At 64.4% G+C, this 14,139-nt stretch carries 7 protein-coding genes; all 7 read left to right on the top strand.

Going from position 1 to position 14,139, the window contains the following annotated elements; genetic code table 11:
• Window positions 1–270 precede the first annotated feature (270 nt).
• Complete coding sequence (gene cysK / locus ABFE16_06690; protein ID MEN6344977.1) at window positions 271–1,179, top strand: cysteine synthase A; 909 nt, start codon at window positions 271–273, stop codon at window positions 1,177–1,179.
• A 28-nt stretch (window positions 1,180–1,207) separates the two neighbouring features.
• Window positions 1,208–2,113, top strand: a complete 906-nt coding sequence (locus tag ABFE16_06685; protein ID MEN6344976.1) for a metallophosphoesterase — start codon at window positions 1,208–1,210, stop codon at window positions 2,111–2,113.
• Between the two features lie 56 nt (window positions 2,114–2,169).
• The gene (locus ABFE16_06680; GenBank protein ID MEN6344975.1) at window positions 2,170–6,165 is read left to right on the top strand and encodes a sugar-binding domain-containing protein; all 3,996 of its coding nucleotides are present in this window, start codon (window positions 2,170–2,172) and stop codon (window positions 6,163–6,165) included.
• A 344-nt stretch (window positions 6,166–6,509) separates the two neighbouring features.
• On the top strand, window positions 6,510–7,247 hold the full coding sequence (locus ABFE16_06675; GenBank protein MEN6344974.1) for an H-X9-DG-CTERM domain-containing protein: 738 nt from the start codon (window positions 6,510–6,512) through the stop codon (window positions 7,245–7,247).
• Window positions 7,248–7,335: 88 nt separating this feature from the next.
• A complete protein-coding gene (locus ABFE16_06670) occupies window positions 7,336–10,200 on the top strand; it encodes a DUF5060 domain-containing protein (protein MEN6344973.1) in 2,865 nt (954 codons plus the stop codon).
• 125 nt (window positions 10,201–10,325) lie between these two features.
• Window positions 10,326–12,581: an endo-1,4-beta-xylanase gene (locus ABFE16_06665; protein MEN6344972.1), complete on the top strand. Its 2,256-nt coding sequence runs from the start codon at window positions 10,326–10,328 to the stop codon at window positions 12,579–12,581.
• A 159-nt stretch (window positions 12,582–12,740) separates the two neighbouring features.
• Window positions 12,741–14,138: an MATE family efflux transporter gene (locus ABFE16_06660; protein MEN6344971.1), complete on the top strand. Its 1,398-nt coding sequence runs from the start codon at window positions 12,741–12,743 to the stop codon at window positions 14,136–14,138.
• The last annotated feature ends 1 nt before the right edge of the window (window position 14,139 follow it).

Below are 14,139 nucleotides of genomic sequence, written 5' to 3'. Positions count from 1 at the left end.
AATATCTAGCGGCTGTCAACGCGACCCGCCTCCGGTCCCTGACACCCATCACAGGTGCCCTGACCCTCCGCGGCCCGCGCTGTCAGTATCCCCTTTCTCCCTTGACGATGCCCTCTCCTTCCTGTTCATAGACATTATCTTTCGCTCTGCCCAGATTGTGGCAGCCCGCGTTGACGATGCAGCAGAGGCGGTGTATCATCCGCTGACACCGACCGGGGCCCGTGCCGTGATGAGTTGCTCCGTCCCCATACCGACCGGAGGTCTTGTCCCATGTGGCTGTCCACGATCCTCCACGCCATCGGTGGTACCCCGATGGTGCGCTTGTCGAGGCTCACGCCCTCCAACGTCTTCGCCAAAGCCGAGTTCCTGAACCCCGGTGGGAGCGTCAAGGACCGAATCGCCCTCAACATGATCGAGAGGGCCGAGCAGGCCGGCAAGCTGAAGCCCGGCTGCATCATCTGCGAACCGACCTCCGGCAACACGGGCATCGGCATCACCCTCGTCGGCGTCCACAAGGGCTATCGCGTCATCATCGTCATGCCCGAGAACATGAGTGATGAACGCAAGAGCATCATCCAGGCGCTGGGCGGCGAGTTGGTGCTCACGCCGGCGGAGGAGAGTGTTCGGGGCGCCGTCGACAAGGTCAACGAGATCCAGGCCGCCAACCCTTGCGTGTTCGTGCCCCAGCAGTTCGAGAACCCAGACAACCCCGGCATTCACTACGAGCAGACCGCTGCCGAGATCTGGGAACAGATGGAAGGTAGGGTCGATGCCTTCGTTGCCGGGGTCGGAAGTGGCGGAACGTTGGCAGGTGTGGTGCGGTTCCTCAAAGAGAAGCGCCCGGAGATCCTGGGCGTAGCCGTGGAGCCGGCGAACGTATCGGCGCTGCGTGGTCACGGACCCGGGCCGCACGAGATCCAGGGCATCGGCGATGGCTTCGTTCCCGCAGTCCTGGATGTGAGCCTCGTGGACGAAGTGGTCGAGGTGACGAACGAGGACGCCATCCAGACCGCACGAGAACTCGCACGCAAGGAGGCCTGCCTCGTGGGCATCTCCTCAGGCGCGAACGTATGGGCCGCAGTGCAGGTCGCAGGGCGTCTGGGCCCGGACAAGAACGTCGTCACCCTGATGCCGGATCGCGCCGAACGGTACTTCAGCACGCCCCTGTTCCAAGACTGAGTGACTCTTGGGATGCGGCAGGGCCCGCTTGCCGAGTTGGACTGCCCTCGACAGGAACGGAGGAAGCGCCATTTCGCAGCCAAGGACCTTCAACCGACGCCTGTTCCTGCGCTCTTGTGGCCTATCGCTGTTGGGTGCCGCGCTGGGCGGTTGCGGCAGTGGCAAGGGTGGGCCACCCAGTGCCGGTTTTGGCTTTGCCGCTCTCAACGACCTGCACTTCCGCGATGAGGCCGATGTGGTGTACTTCGAGGCCCTTGCAGCGAAGCTTGGCGCCGACCCTGAGGTCGAGTTCGTCACGATCTCCGGCGATCTGACCGAGAACGGCTCCTCAGCCCAGTTGCTGACCATCAAGTCGCTTCTCGACGGCATCGGCAAGCCCTGGTATGCGGTCCCGGGCAACCATGACAACCTCACCCAGCAGACGACCTGGGATACGGTGCTGGGGGTCAGAAACGTGGCCTTTGAGCATGACGGCTGGACCTTCCTGGGCTTCGACTCCACGCGCGGCGGACAAGTGACTCGGGTCGAGGTGACCGACGAGGTGCTGCAGTGGCTGGCGACCCAGATCGCCGAACTGCCCTCAGACCGTCCGATCGTCGCTTTCACGCATTTCCCCCTTGCAGCCAGCGTCCCCGGTTGCCTGGCCAATGCCGACGAGGTCTTCGCCCTCTTCTCCGGCCACGATCTGCGCCACATTCTCAGCGGCCACTTCCACGCCCAGACCTCCGGCACCCACGGGTCTGTGGGCCTGACCACCTGCACCTGCCTGTCCCCGTGGAAGGCCAACCACGACGCCACCACCCAGAAGGGCTATCTGAAGTGCCGTTCGCGCGACCGCGGCCTAGGGTACCGGTTCACCCCCTTTCAGCCCCTTCTCCGCACCCAGAAACAGGCGCAGGTTCGTGCTCCCCGCAGGTCTGCCGTGCTGGGTTGACGAAGCTGTCACACGTCAGCCTGGAGTTGCCATCAGACCTTGAGGGAGTGAGCAAGGTGTTGCGACGCTTCTGTCGGGCTGCGATTCCCCTATCCCTGCTGACCCTGGCCGTCTCCTCTGCCTCTTCCGCCCAACTGCCCGTGAAGGACCTGTCTCAATGGAGCCTCACCCGTCGGGGCGAGGCCACCGTGTCCCAGGGCGCTCTTGAGTTGCGGGGCAAGATGGCGCTGTGGCCGCAGCAGCGCTTCGGTGACCTGGACTTGACCGTGCGCGCGCGGATGCACTCCGACGGCGAGATCTGGCTGCGCTTCCGCTACACCGACGACGATACCCACTACGCCCTGGCCCTGCGCGGGAACAACTGCAACGACCTGCTCCTCTTCCGCTTCAGCCCCGGCGGTGAGGATCGCGCCCTGGCTGCGCAGCCCCTCGGGTTCACGCCGCAGCCTGAGGTGACCTACCAGATCCGAGTTGTGGCGAAGGGCGCCTTCCTGTCGGTCTGGGTGGGCGATGACCCGCGACCAAGCCTGCGTGTCACCGATGACCGGCCGCTAGGTCCTGGCCTGATTGGCCTCGGTGGTGGCCCCTTCTCCGCACGGTTCGAAAGCGTGCAGGTCACCGGGCAACCAACAGTCTCCACCGGCACCGAAGAGGAGCCCTCACCCGAAGCGCTGCGAGTCAACTTCCAGCCGATGTCCTATACCCTTGTGGACGGGTACCTGCCGGCCGATGGCTCTCCCTACACCCACGAGCGCGGCTACGGCTGGACCTCCGACATGACCTCCCTGATGCGCGAACGCAAGCTGAACCCCGACAAGCGCCGGGACACCGTGGCTGCACTCGCCCATGGCACCTACAGCGCCGGCTTCGTGCTGGAGTGCCGACGGGGCGACTACGTGCTGACGATGGTTGGTGGAGACCCCGGCTTCGCCTCACACATGGAGGTCTACGTCCAGGGGGAGATGGTTCCCAGCGTGAACCTGGAGCTACGAGCTGATACCTATCATGTTCTGCAGCGCCCGGTTACGGTCGCCGACGGCAAGTTCCAGTTCATCTTCCGAGCCAGGCACCCTGAGAGTGGTTCCGGCGGCGCCCTCAATTGGTTCTCGCTGGAGCCCCGAGCGGCGGTCCCGGACAAGTTCGCCGTCACCTCGGAGCAGTGGCGGGCCGAGCAGGCAGCCCAGGCGCTGACGCAGGCGGATGCTGAGGCCAGGGCCGAGGCCTCCCGTCTATCAAGAGCCGGTGCCCGGGCAGCATACCGTCCACTTCAGCTTCCTTCGGCTCTGCCAGGACGAACCCGCGTCGATCTGGGCGGGAACTGGCTGCTACTGCCGGATCAGGACCGGCCTGCCGGCCTGCACCCCTACGACCCGACCGCCGCAGACGATGGCTGGCACGTGATGCCGGTTCCGGCCTTCCTCAAGCCCGCCAACTGGTGGATCTATGCGCCCAGCGAGGGCACCTCCGACAACTGGGTTCGCCAGGAGAAGGCACGCTGTGATGCCCTGACCTTCGACTACGACCGCACCACTTCGGCCTGGTATCGCCAGTGGCTGCAGGTGCCGGCCGACTACTCCGGCAAGAGCGTGCGTCTGCGGTTCGGGGCCGTCGCCGCCACCTGTGAGGTCTGGCTCAATGGTCAGCACCTCGGCGGGCATGTGGGCATGTTCGCGCCCTTCGAGCTGGACGCGACCTCAGCCCTCCGCCCGGGGGAGCTCAACTGCCTGACTGTCCTCGCGAGCCAGGCCAACTACCAGGGAGCGGGCGATCCCGCCGAGGTCCTGGGAGTGGCGGTGACCATGCAGATCACCCGCGACATGCTCACCGGGTTGCCCCATGGCATGTACAACCGCAACCTGGGCATCTGGCAGCCGGTGGAGCTGGTCGTCACCGATCCCCGCTACCTGCGCGAGGTCCAGGTGACGCCTTCGCTGACGGGACTCGACGCCGACGTGACCTTCGGTGGCGCCCAGACGGCACCAGTCGCCTGTCAACTGGCGGCAGTCATCACCGACCGCAAGACCGGTGAGACGCTGTACCGCGATGCCAGGCCCGTGACCGTCGGCCAGACACCGCAAGACCGGTACCGGCTCCAGGTCGCCGACCTCAAGCCGAAGCTGTGGAGCCCCGAACAACCGAATCTGTATGGCCTCGAGTTGGCCCTGTCCGAGGCAGCTTCGGGCAAAGTCCTCGACCGGGTCAAGGTTCCCGTCGGCTTCCGGACCTTCGAGGTGCGGGGCAACCGCCTCTACCTCAACGGCCAGCCCTACTGGCTGCGGGGCGCGAACCATTGCCCCAGTGGCCTCAAACCCAACGACCCCAAGCTCGCCCACACCTTCCTACGCCTGATGCACGAGGGCAACACCCTGGTCACGCGTACACACGGGTCCTCCTTCACGGAGACTTGGCTGAACGCCGCCGACGAGGAGGGTGTTGGCGTAAGCATGGAGGGCATCTGGCCCTGGGTGAACATCGACAACAGCGCGGTCATCTCACCCGAACTCGTGCAGGCCTGGAAGACCGAGTGGACCGACATCCTCCGCGCAATGCGCAACCACCCCTGCATTCTGATGTGGACGCTCAACAACGAGAGCTATTGGTACCGCGACACCGACCCGGCCAGACGTGCGGAGAAGTGGCGCATCGCGACCGAGCTGATCCACGCGATGCGGCAGGCTGATCCCTCGCGACCGATCGTGCCCGACTCCGGCTATGTGCGCGATGCGGCGGTCTACGCCCGGGAGGTCGGTCCCGCAGGCTACGACGACGGCGACATCGACGACACCCACCAGTACTTCGGATGGTATTCGGCCTCGCCCTTCGCTCTGTACGGGCGCAAGATCGAGGCACGTTTCACCGGCACACGGCCCGCCATCAGCCAGGAGTTCAGCCAGGGGTACCCCAACAACGACTCCGGCCATCCAACCCGCAAGTACATCGACCTGCACTACGTGCCGCAGGCCTGGTGCGGCGACTGGGCCTACGAGGACCGCGACGCCGGGCTGTTCCTATCGCGCCATGCTTTCCTGAGCAAGGAACTGGCCGAGTTGGCTCGGCGTGAGCGCGACAAGCTCTGCGGTCTGCTGCACTTCGCCAACACGAACTGGTGGCGTAACAGCTACGACGCCGACCGGATCGCGCCCTATCCGGCGTACAAGGCCATGCAGACGGCGCTGCAGCCCGTGCTCGTGAGCCTGGAGCTACGCAACCGCCACTACTTCGCCGGAGACACCCTCTCAGGTCGTGTGTGCGTGGTCAACGACGACCGGATCCGCGGCGACCTTCCCGAAGGCGCCCTCCTGGTCCGACTGGAGGACCCCGACGGCCACTCCCTTGCACAGACCGAGGTAGCCGTACCGGCGATTCCCTACTACGGGAACACCTGGCGCGACCTCTCGCTGAAGCTCCCGGAGAATCTCCCCGCGCCCAGGGGAACGTATCGGCTGCGCCTGGAGTTGAGGTCTAGGAAGGAGGTCGTTTCTGAGAACACCTATGAACTCTTGTTGGCGATGCCTTCCTGGGCACAGCTCCCCTCGGCGCCGGGGCTGCGAGTGATCCGAGGACCCCAGGAGGCAGCGGGTCAGGACCCCGGTGAACTGTCTCGCTTCGTGGAGGCTGGTGGCAAGGTTCTGGTGCTGAATGCGGGGAGCGCGCTCAAGAGCCTGCTTCCCGACGTCGTCGCAGACTACCGCGCGCGGGTCGTTGAGATCGCCAACCTTGACGACGAGACCCATCGGGTCTTCGACGGCCTCGAACCTCTGGACCTATCCTGGCTGAGCGTAGAGGGTGACGGCGTGCCCCACGTGTGCGAAGGTGCCTATGTGCTCAAGCCCCAGGCCAAAGTGAGAACTCTGGCCTACACAGTCTGGCCGCACGGGTACCTCAAGAAGCCGCAGGACCTACAGTCGCACTACGGCGTCACCTGTTTCGAGATGAGGAAAGGTGCGGGAACACTGATTGCCGTGGAACTGTCAGACTACGCGCTGCAACATGACCCCGTGGCGACGCGCTACCTGGCGAACCTGAAGGCTTACCTGAGTTCAGAGCGCTAACCCTCCGCACACGCCACGGGGCAGACAAAAGAGCACTGCCTGAGCGTCTCTTCCATGGTGGACGACTCCGAACGCCACGCGGGCGTTCCTCGTCAGGCTTTCGGTTCACAAGTTGTGTTGAAGAGGGACGAGGATTGTACCAGTTCAGCCACCCATGCGGTGGCCCCATGACAGGGGGAAACACGATGTCGAGGATAGTGCTGTTGACCTGTGCGATCGCCGTGTGCCTCTGCTCCCTTGCTCTAGCTCAGCCGCCCGAACCGCCACCTCCACCGCCGGGGGGACCAGCGGGCGGACCACCAGGTCCTCCAGGTGAGTTCCAGGGCCAGGGCCCCGGGGCGGCAATGGACAACGAAGCCCTTCTGCTCTCGCTCCTGACCCAGGGCGGTGACACTTCCTGGCTCATCCCGTACCTGATGATGTCGCGTGAGGGCGGCGGCAGTCCTGAGGACTTCATGGGCCTGATGTTCATGAAGAACGCCATGAGCCAGCCCGCGGGGCAACCCGTCTCGTGGCATGAGGGCGACTTCGCCTTCATCGCCGAGAATGGTGTCCTGTACAAGATCAACACAGCGACCATGAAGGTCGAGGCGAAGCTCCCCTACCGCCAGGGCACCGACAACCCCGCGCTGAAGGCCATACTCGAGCCCATGATGGGGCAAGCGAAGGAGAAGGCGCAGCAGTCCTCGTGCTTGTCCAACCTCAAGCAGCTCTGCCTCGCCTTCCTCATGTACGCCCAGGACTGGGACGAACGCCTGCCGACGAAGACCTGGGTGAAGGACACCGCCCCTTACCTCGGCAATGCGCAGGTCCTCCTCTGTCCCTCGCGGCCGGGGCAGAAGATCGGCTACGCCTTCAACGAGGCCCTGGTCGGCGTGAACCTCAAGAAGATCGACGCGCCGGCTGAGACGGTTCTGCTCCTCGAGGCGAACCTCCAGGATGGGAATCCGCTGGGGAGCGCGAAAGATATCCCTGAAGGAGGAGTCCACAACGGCGGGGTGAACCTTGGCTTCGCCGATGGACACTGCAAGTGGGTGACCGTGCTGGAAGCCAGGGAGATACTCCAGCGCGCCAAGCCCTAAGATACCCCAGCTTATAGCACCCGACCGGCTCACGGCAGCCCTCTTTGACTGCCGTGAGCGGTTGCGCGTCTTCACCAGGGAGGTTCCCATGCCGAGCCGCTGGATCGTCGCTCTTCTCGTGTCCCTACCGCTCCTCGCCAACGCTCAGCAAGGTTTCCAGGCCGATGGATCAGGTTTCGTCCTCAAACGCGGGGATGAGGTGGTCCGCTTCGACAAAGGCATCTGGTACGCCGGGACCGCCGACAAGACGGTCCGGTTCTTCGCCTTCCTGTGGCATGACAACTACCTCTACGAGACCCTCGCCGGTGGCAAGGTCGAAACGCCGGCGACCCTTGCCGCCGATGGCAGCCTCTCCATGGCTGGTACCTTCTCCGCACGGGACGGCTCAGCGCCCCTCAAGTACTCTTTGCAGATGATCCCGGCAGAGGCAGGCGTGCGCGTCAAGATACAGTTGGAGAAGTCGGCGGCCCTGAAGTTGAGCCGCGGTCCCCTCTGGCTCCACCTCTTCGGCGAGAAGCCGGCCTTCACCGGTCAGGAGCGTCTCTGGGTGCCTCCTTCGGCCTTTGGGACGCTGGTCAGCCCGGTGAACACGGTGGGGGAGAAGCTGTACCTGGGGCTCGGCGGCAAGCGCGCCTTGTGTCTGATTCCTGCAAAGCCCTGTCCCATCGAACGGGAGAGCCTGGGCGACAGCTTCGGCTTCCGGATGGGCCTGCTGACCTCCGACTTCGACCCCGCCGAGAAAGTGGAGGGCGAGTTCATGGTCACCTTCGCCGACCTGCCCGACAGATTCCCGGGCGAGATCACTGCGGGAACGGAGCCCTTGGCTCTGCGCGGGGTCTCGCAGAACGCCGACCGCGTCGGCCGCTACGAGAGACTGGACCTGACGGTTGACCTGGGCGCGACCTACGAGAACCCCTACGACCCCGATCAGGTTGCCCTCGATGCCGAGTTCATCGCGCCTTCCGGCAAGCGCCTGCAGGTGCCGGGCTTCTTCATGGTTCAGCAGCAGCGGGAAGCCTCGGAAGGCCGCGAGATGATGCGCCCGGTCGGGAATGGTGTGTGGCAGGTGCGCTTCGCGCCAACCGAAGTGGGCAAGTACACCTGGACCCTGACCCTCAAGGACCGCACCGGCAAGGTGTCTGGTGGTTCTGGCTCCTTCGAGTGCGTGACGGGCGACAGCAAGGGCTTCCTGCGTCCCGGCAAGGCCGATCCCCACTACTTCGCCTTCGACAACGGCGACGGGTACTTCGCCATCGGCCACAACCTCCCGACCTATCACACCACGGGCCAGCTCGCCGAGGAGGCCGTGCGGAAGATGGCGGCTGCCGGCGAGAACTACAACCGCTGGTGGATGCACTCGGGAAGCCTGGGCATTGAGTGGACGGACAAGCTCGGGTGGTATCGCCAGGACACGGCCGCCCGAGTGGACTGTTCACTCGACCTGGCGAAGCAGGTGGGCATGTACTACATGATGTGCATGGACACCCATCAGGACTTCCGGTCGCAGAACAACTGGGGCCGCAATCCCTTCAACGCCGCCAACGGCGGCCCTTGTGCGAAGCCCGCGGACTTCTTCACGAACCCGACGGCCAAAGAGCTCTACCGCAAGCGCCTGCGCTACACCGTCGCCCGCTGGGGCTACAGCCCCAACGTTCTGTGCTGGGAGTTCGGCAACGAGATCGAAGGCTGGGAGGGCTCGACCGACGAGCAGAAGCTCCCCTGGACCAGGGAGATGTCCGAGTACCTGCGCGGCCTCGATCCCTTTGGCCACATGATCACCACGAGCTTCTGGGGCCACACCGGCCCACCGGATTATTGGAAACTCCCGGATATAGATATTGTGCAAACTCACCTTTACACCAATAACGACGGCAACGTCGCCGAACCGGTGCGGCAGATGAGCCTGCTGCAGTGGAACAGCTTCGCCAAGCCTCACATCTTCGGCGAGTTCGGCATCAACGCCAGGGGCGGCTTTGAGAAGACCGACCCGCAGGGCTGGGGCATCCACAACGCCCTCTGGGCAGGCCTCACGAGCTTCTGTGCCGGCGGCCCGATGCCCTGGTGGCACGAGAACTACATCGAGCCCCTCGACCTCTACTTCCACTTCACTGCCATCGCCAACTTCACCAAGAACCTGCCTCTGGGCACGACCCGTTGGGAGCCCCTCGAAACCACCCAGCCGGAGTTCCAGGATCGCAGCCGCCAAGTCGAGACCCGCGATATCGCCCTCAACACAGCCATGAGCTGGGGCAAGCCCGCCCGCAACGAGTATGTTGTCCTTCCGGACGGCACGGTCGAGGGAGAGCCGGCCGTCGAGATGCTCCTCCAGGGTCAGGGCCACGCGGACCTCAAGAACCCGCCCACCTTTGTGGTCAACTACCCACAGGAGGGCAAGTTTGTCCTGCACATCTCGACGGTGTCCAACTCCGGCCTGCTGAAGGTGTGGGTTGATGATCAGCAGGTGGCCCAGTTCGACCTGCCCTGCGGCGAGAACCTGGGCAAGAGCAGTGTCTGGCGTGAGCAGTGGACGCTGTGGGAGACAACCTATGATACAGACCTGAGCGTCACCATCCCTGCCGGTAAGCACCGCATCCGCGTGGACAACGACGGCAAGGACTGGGTCAAGGTAACGCGCCTGACCTTCACGGGCTGTCAGCTCATCGCGCGTCCGCGGCTGCTGGTTGCCGGGATGAAGTCCGACCCGGTCTCGATCCTGTGGATCCAGAATCGCGACAGCGACTGGTACAACTACTCCCAGGGCGAGGTCAAGCCGATCGCTCCCAGCGTGTTGCAGGTCAGTGGCCTTGCAGACGGCGCATACCGCCTGGAGCGGTGGAAGACCTGGAAGGGTGAACTAGAACGCTCCGAGAGCGTCACTGTGACAGGGGGCAAGCTCGAACTCAAGCTTCCCGAGCTGGCCTCGGACCTGGCTGTGAAGCTCTGGAAGCTCTAGTCCGTTGTCCGTGACTCTTGCGTTTCACGACAGAGGTCGTCTCCCCGGGGACGGCCCCTGTCCCCTTGGTCGCCCCGGTAGCATGCCGAGATGGGGGAAGGCGAACACCCAACGGGAGGTTGTCCATGCGTCAGCTTCTTGCGGTGATACTGACGGCGCTCGCCTGTGTCGGCTGCGCCCAGGAAGAGCCGGCTAACCTGGTACTCAACGGCGGCTTCACGAACCAAATGGAAGAGTGGTCGGTTCCGCAATCGCAGGCCTGCCTGGCGAAGGTCATCGACGTCTCCGCTGGACCCTACGCGAAGGCCTTGCAGCTCACGGTTCGACCCGAACCCGGCAGCCAGCCCCATAGCCTTGTGCTGAACCAGAAGGTCGATGAGCGCCTGGTTCAGGGCGAGCCACTCGTCCTCAGCTTCTGGGCTCGCAGTCCCCAGTCGAACCGGATCAACGCCTACGTCGAGTTATCCCGCGACCCCTACACAAAGACGGTGGGGGAGACGGTCACCCTCACTCCCGAGTGGAAGGAATACGTCCTTAGCAGCAAGGCCGTGCAGGACTACAAGGCCGGCGATGCGCAAGTCGTCTTCCATCTCGGTTTCGCCCCGGGCGTCATCGAGTTGACCGGCATCCGGTTCTACGACCCCGAGGCCAAACCAGTACCGGGGAGGGAGCGACCCACCGTGGACCAGCCCGTCAGCATGGTTGACAATGGGGACTTCTCTGGTCCCCTTGAGGGCAACTGGGGCATGGGCGACGGCCAGAAGCTGCAGGTCACTCCCCTTAGCACCGAGGTGACCGGCTATCCGAAGGGCCTTCGCCTGGTTACGTCGCCGCCGCCTGACTCCCAGGGCTGGAGCGTCGGCTTCGGCCAGCGCTGCAAGGTCGGTGTGCGCAAGGGCGACGCCGTCTACTTCCAGGCCTGGATGCGCAGCCCGGACAAGGTGCGAGTCACCTTCGTCTGGGAGATGGCGGAAGCCCCGAACACCAAGGGGATCAGCCAGATGGTACGGCTCACGCCCGAGTGGAAGGAGTACCGATTCCTGGGCAGGGCCTTCCAGAGCTTCGGTCCCGAGGAGACGCAGGCCAAGTGGTTCCTGGGCCATGACAAGGGTACCGTCGAAGTCGCCGGGGTCCGCGTCGAGAACTACGGACCGGCAACAGACCACACCTTCAGCGAGACCATCGACTACTGGGGCGGACGCGAGAACCGGGACACCTGGCGGGCTTCTGCGCTGGAACGTATCGAGAAGATTCGCAAGGGCAACCTGACAGTATGTGTCAGGGGCCTAGACGGTGCTATCGTTCCGGATGCGGTCGTGAAGGTCGACCAACAGCGCCACTTCTTCCGCTTCGGCAGCGCCGTTCCGGCCAGCCGGCTGCTGGACACAGTGAACCCGGACAACCTGCGCTTCCAGGAGGAAGTCGCCCGTCTCTTCAACACCGTGACCTTTGAGAACGACCTCAAGTGGCCTGCGATCGGCGACGGCAGCCTGAGCACCGTGAACCGCGCCATCGACTGGCTGAAGGCCCACGACATCGACGTGCGTGGCCACTGCCTGCTCTGGGGATCCTACAAGCACCTGCCGCCGGCGCTGCGCGAACTCCGTGGCGAGGAGCTCCTGGCGGCCTGCAAGGCCCACGTCACCGACTACGCCACTCGCATGCGAGGCAAGGTGTACCTGTGGGACGTGGTGAACGAGGCGGGCAGCAACGTCGAAGTCTGGGACAACCTCGGGTGGGAGAGCTTTGCCGATTCCTTCCGGTGGGCTCGCGCGGCTGATCCTGACGTGAAGCTTTGCTACAACGACTATGGTATCATCGACGAGCGGCCCGAGTACCGGGCGAAGGTCGCGCAGCGGATACGCTACCTTCTCGACCATGGGGCGCCGGTGGACGCCCTCGGAATCCAGGGTCACATGCACTCGCCGCTGACGCCGATTGTGCGGGTTCTGGAGATCCTCGATGAGTGGGCGGCCTTCGGCAAAGACCTGGAGATCACCGAGTACGACGTGGGCCTTCGTGACGACCAGATGCACGCCGAGTACACGCGAGACCTCCTGACTGCAGCCTTCAGCCATCCCTCGGTGAAGAGCTTCATCATGTGGGGGTTCTGGGAAGGCTCGCACTGGCGCGCCAGAGACGGCGGTGCGATGGTGCGACGCGACTGGAGCAACCGCCCGGCAGCCGATATCTACCAGGACCTCGTCTTCCGCCAGTGGTGGACCAACTGGCAGGGCAAGACGAACGCAGCCGGTGACGCCACGCTCCGGGCCTTCTACGGGCGACATCAGGTCACGGTGGAGGCGCAGGGCAAGAAGGTGACGGCGACGGTCAACCTCGTGCCGGGAGGGGACGGTATGGTTGAGGTCAAGCTACCCTAGCGACCCCGGGGCCACTTGCGCCCCGGAGCGCTGACGCACTACACGCTAACGAACGGGCCCGACTCAGGTGTCGGGCCCCTCTGTTTGAGTTCGCGAAGAGTCTTGCTCGGAAGTAGGACGACGATGGCACGTTGGATACGCAGAATTGAGTCGCACGAAATGGGGACCGGGCGAGTCCTGCCCACGCTGGTTGCCCTCGGAGTGCCGGCCGCAACAGCCGGGCTCACGCAGACCCTGTTCGAGATGGTAGACTTCATCTTCATCGGGCAGTTGGGCAAGGAGCAGGTCAGTGGCGTCGCTCTCGTAGGCCCGCTGTTCTTCTTCTCCTATGCCATCGCCAGCGCGATCCAGGTCGGCACCTCGGCTCTCGTGTCACGCCGGCTGGGGCAGAGACGTCCTGACCAGGCGCGCGATGTGGTGAACCACGCCCTGCTTTCCGCCAGCGTCATTGGGGTCGTCCTGACCCTTGGGATGCTGGCCTTCCTCGAGCCCATTCTGCTGTTCATGGGCAAGGAGGAGAGCGTGCTCACTCCGGCTCGCCAGTTCACGCACATCGCCCTGCTGGGGCTGTGCACGATGCACCTTGGGGTCGCGGCCGACGGTGCCCTGCGAGCGCAGGGCAACACCATTGCGCCGATGAAGATCAGCATCCTCGCCAACATCGTGAACGCGATCCTGAATCCCCTGCTGATCTACGGCCTGCACATGGGTGTCCGGGGCTCCGCGCTCGGGACGCTGATCACACGCACGCTGATGACCGCGGCGCTCCTGGCTCAGCTCTGGTCACCGCACTCCGAGGTTCGTCCCGGGCGCATCCCGGGGCTACCCCTGTTCCTGCGCTGGTCAGTCATCAAGGACATCTACTGGATCGGGATCCCGGTCAGCGTGGGCACGCTGAGCATGGCGGCGGCCGGACTGTTCACCAACAAGCTGCTCATGAGCCTGAACCCCTTCTCCGTCGGTGTCATGGGTGTCGCAATGCGGCTGGAGGGTTTCGCTTTCACGCCGGTCTTCGGCCTCTTCAGCGCCGTGGTGCCGATGGTCGGTTACAACCTGGGGGCCTGTCAGTACGTGCGATGCAAGAAGGTGATCTGGGCGGCGGCGGGCATGGCCTCGGTCCTGATGGGCGCCGTGGGCGCGATCGTCCTCACCTTCCCTGGCTTCTTCTTCGGGCTCTTCAACAGCGACCCGCAGATGCTGCCCCTGGGGGTTCAGTACCTGCGCATCAACATGCCTGTGTATCCGCTCGTCGGCGGCTCCATCATGATGTCGGCCGGCTTCCAGGGCCTTGGCAAGTCGTGGATCGCCATGCTGATGCACATGTATCGGAATCTGGTACTCCGGCTTCCCTTCGCCTACTGGTTCGCCGCAATCTGGGGGCTTCTCGGGGTGTTCTGGTCCTTCCCGACCTCCACGCTGCTGAGCGCGGGCATCTCGATCGTGTGGATGTACTTCGTGTTGCGTAAGCTCGGGGTTCACCCGGAGGAGGAAGCGGGCGTGCCGCTGCCGGTCTGCAATGCTGTTACCGAGGCGGAGTCCGACCTCTCCTCTTCGTAAC

This window comes from Armatimonadia bacterium (assembly GCA_039679385.1).
GTDB lineage: Bacteria > Armatimonadota > Zipacnadia > Zipacnadales > JABUFB01 > JAJFTQ01.
Note: the sequence above shows the minus strand (reverse complement) of the source record. Positions and strands in the feature narration are given on the sequence as shown.

Bases quoted from the DNA above. Each gene is read 5' to 3' on its own strand.
- cysK (MEN6344977.1), top strand. From the start codon at position 271: ATGTGGCTGTCCACGATCCTCCACGCCATCGGTGGTACCCCGATGGTG.
- ABFE16_06675 (MEN6344974.1), top strand. From the start codon at position 6,510: ATGGACAACGAAGCCCTTCTGCTCTCGCTCCTGACCCAGGGCGGTGAC.
- ABFE16_06670 (MEN6344973.1), top strand. From the start codon at position 7,336: ATGCCGAGCCGCTGGATCGTCGCTCTTCTCGTGTCCCTACCGCTCCTC.
- ABFE16_06665 (MEN6344972.1), top strand. From the start codon at position 10,326: ATGCGTCAGCTTCTTGCGGTGATACTGACGGCGCTCGCCTGTGTCGGC.
- ABFE16_06660 (MEN6344971.1), top strand. From the start codon at position 12,741: ATGGGGACCGGGCGAGTCCTGCCCACGCTGGTTGCCCTCGGAGTGCCG.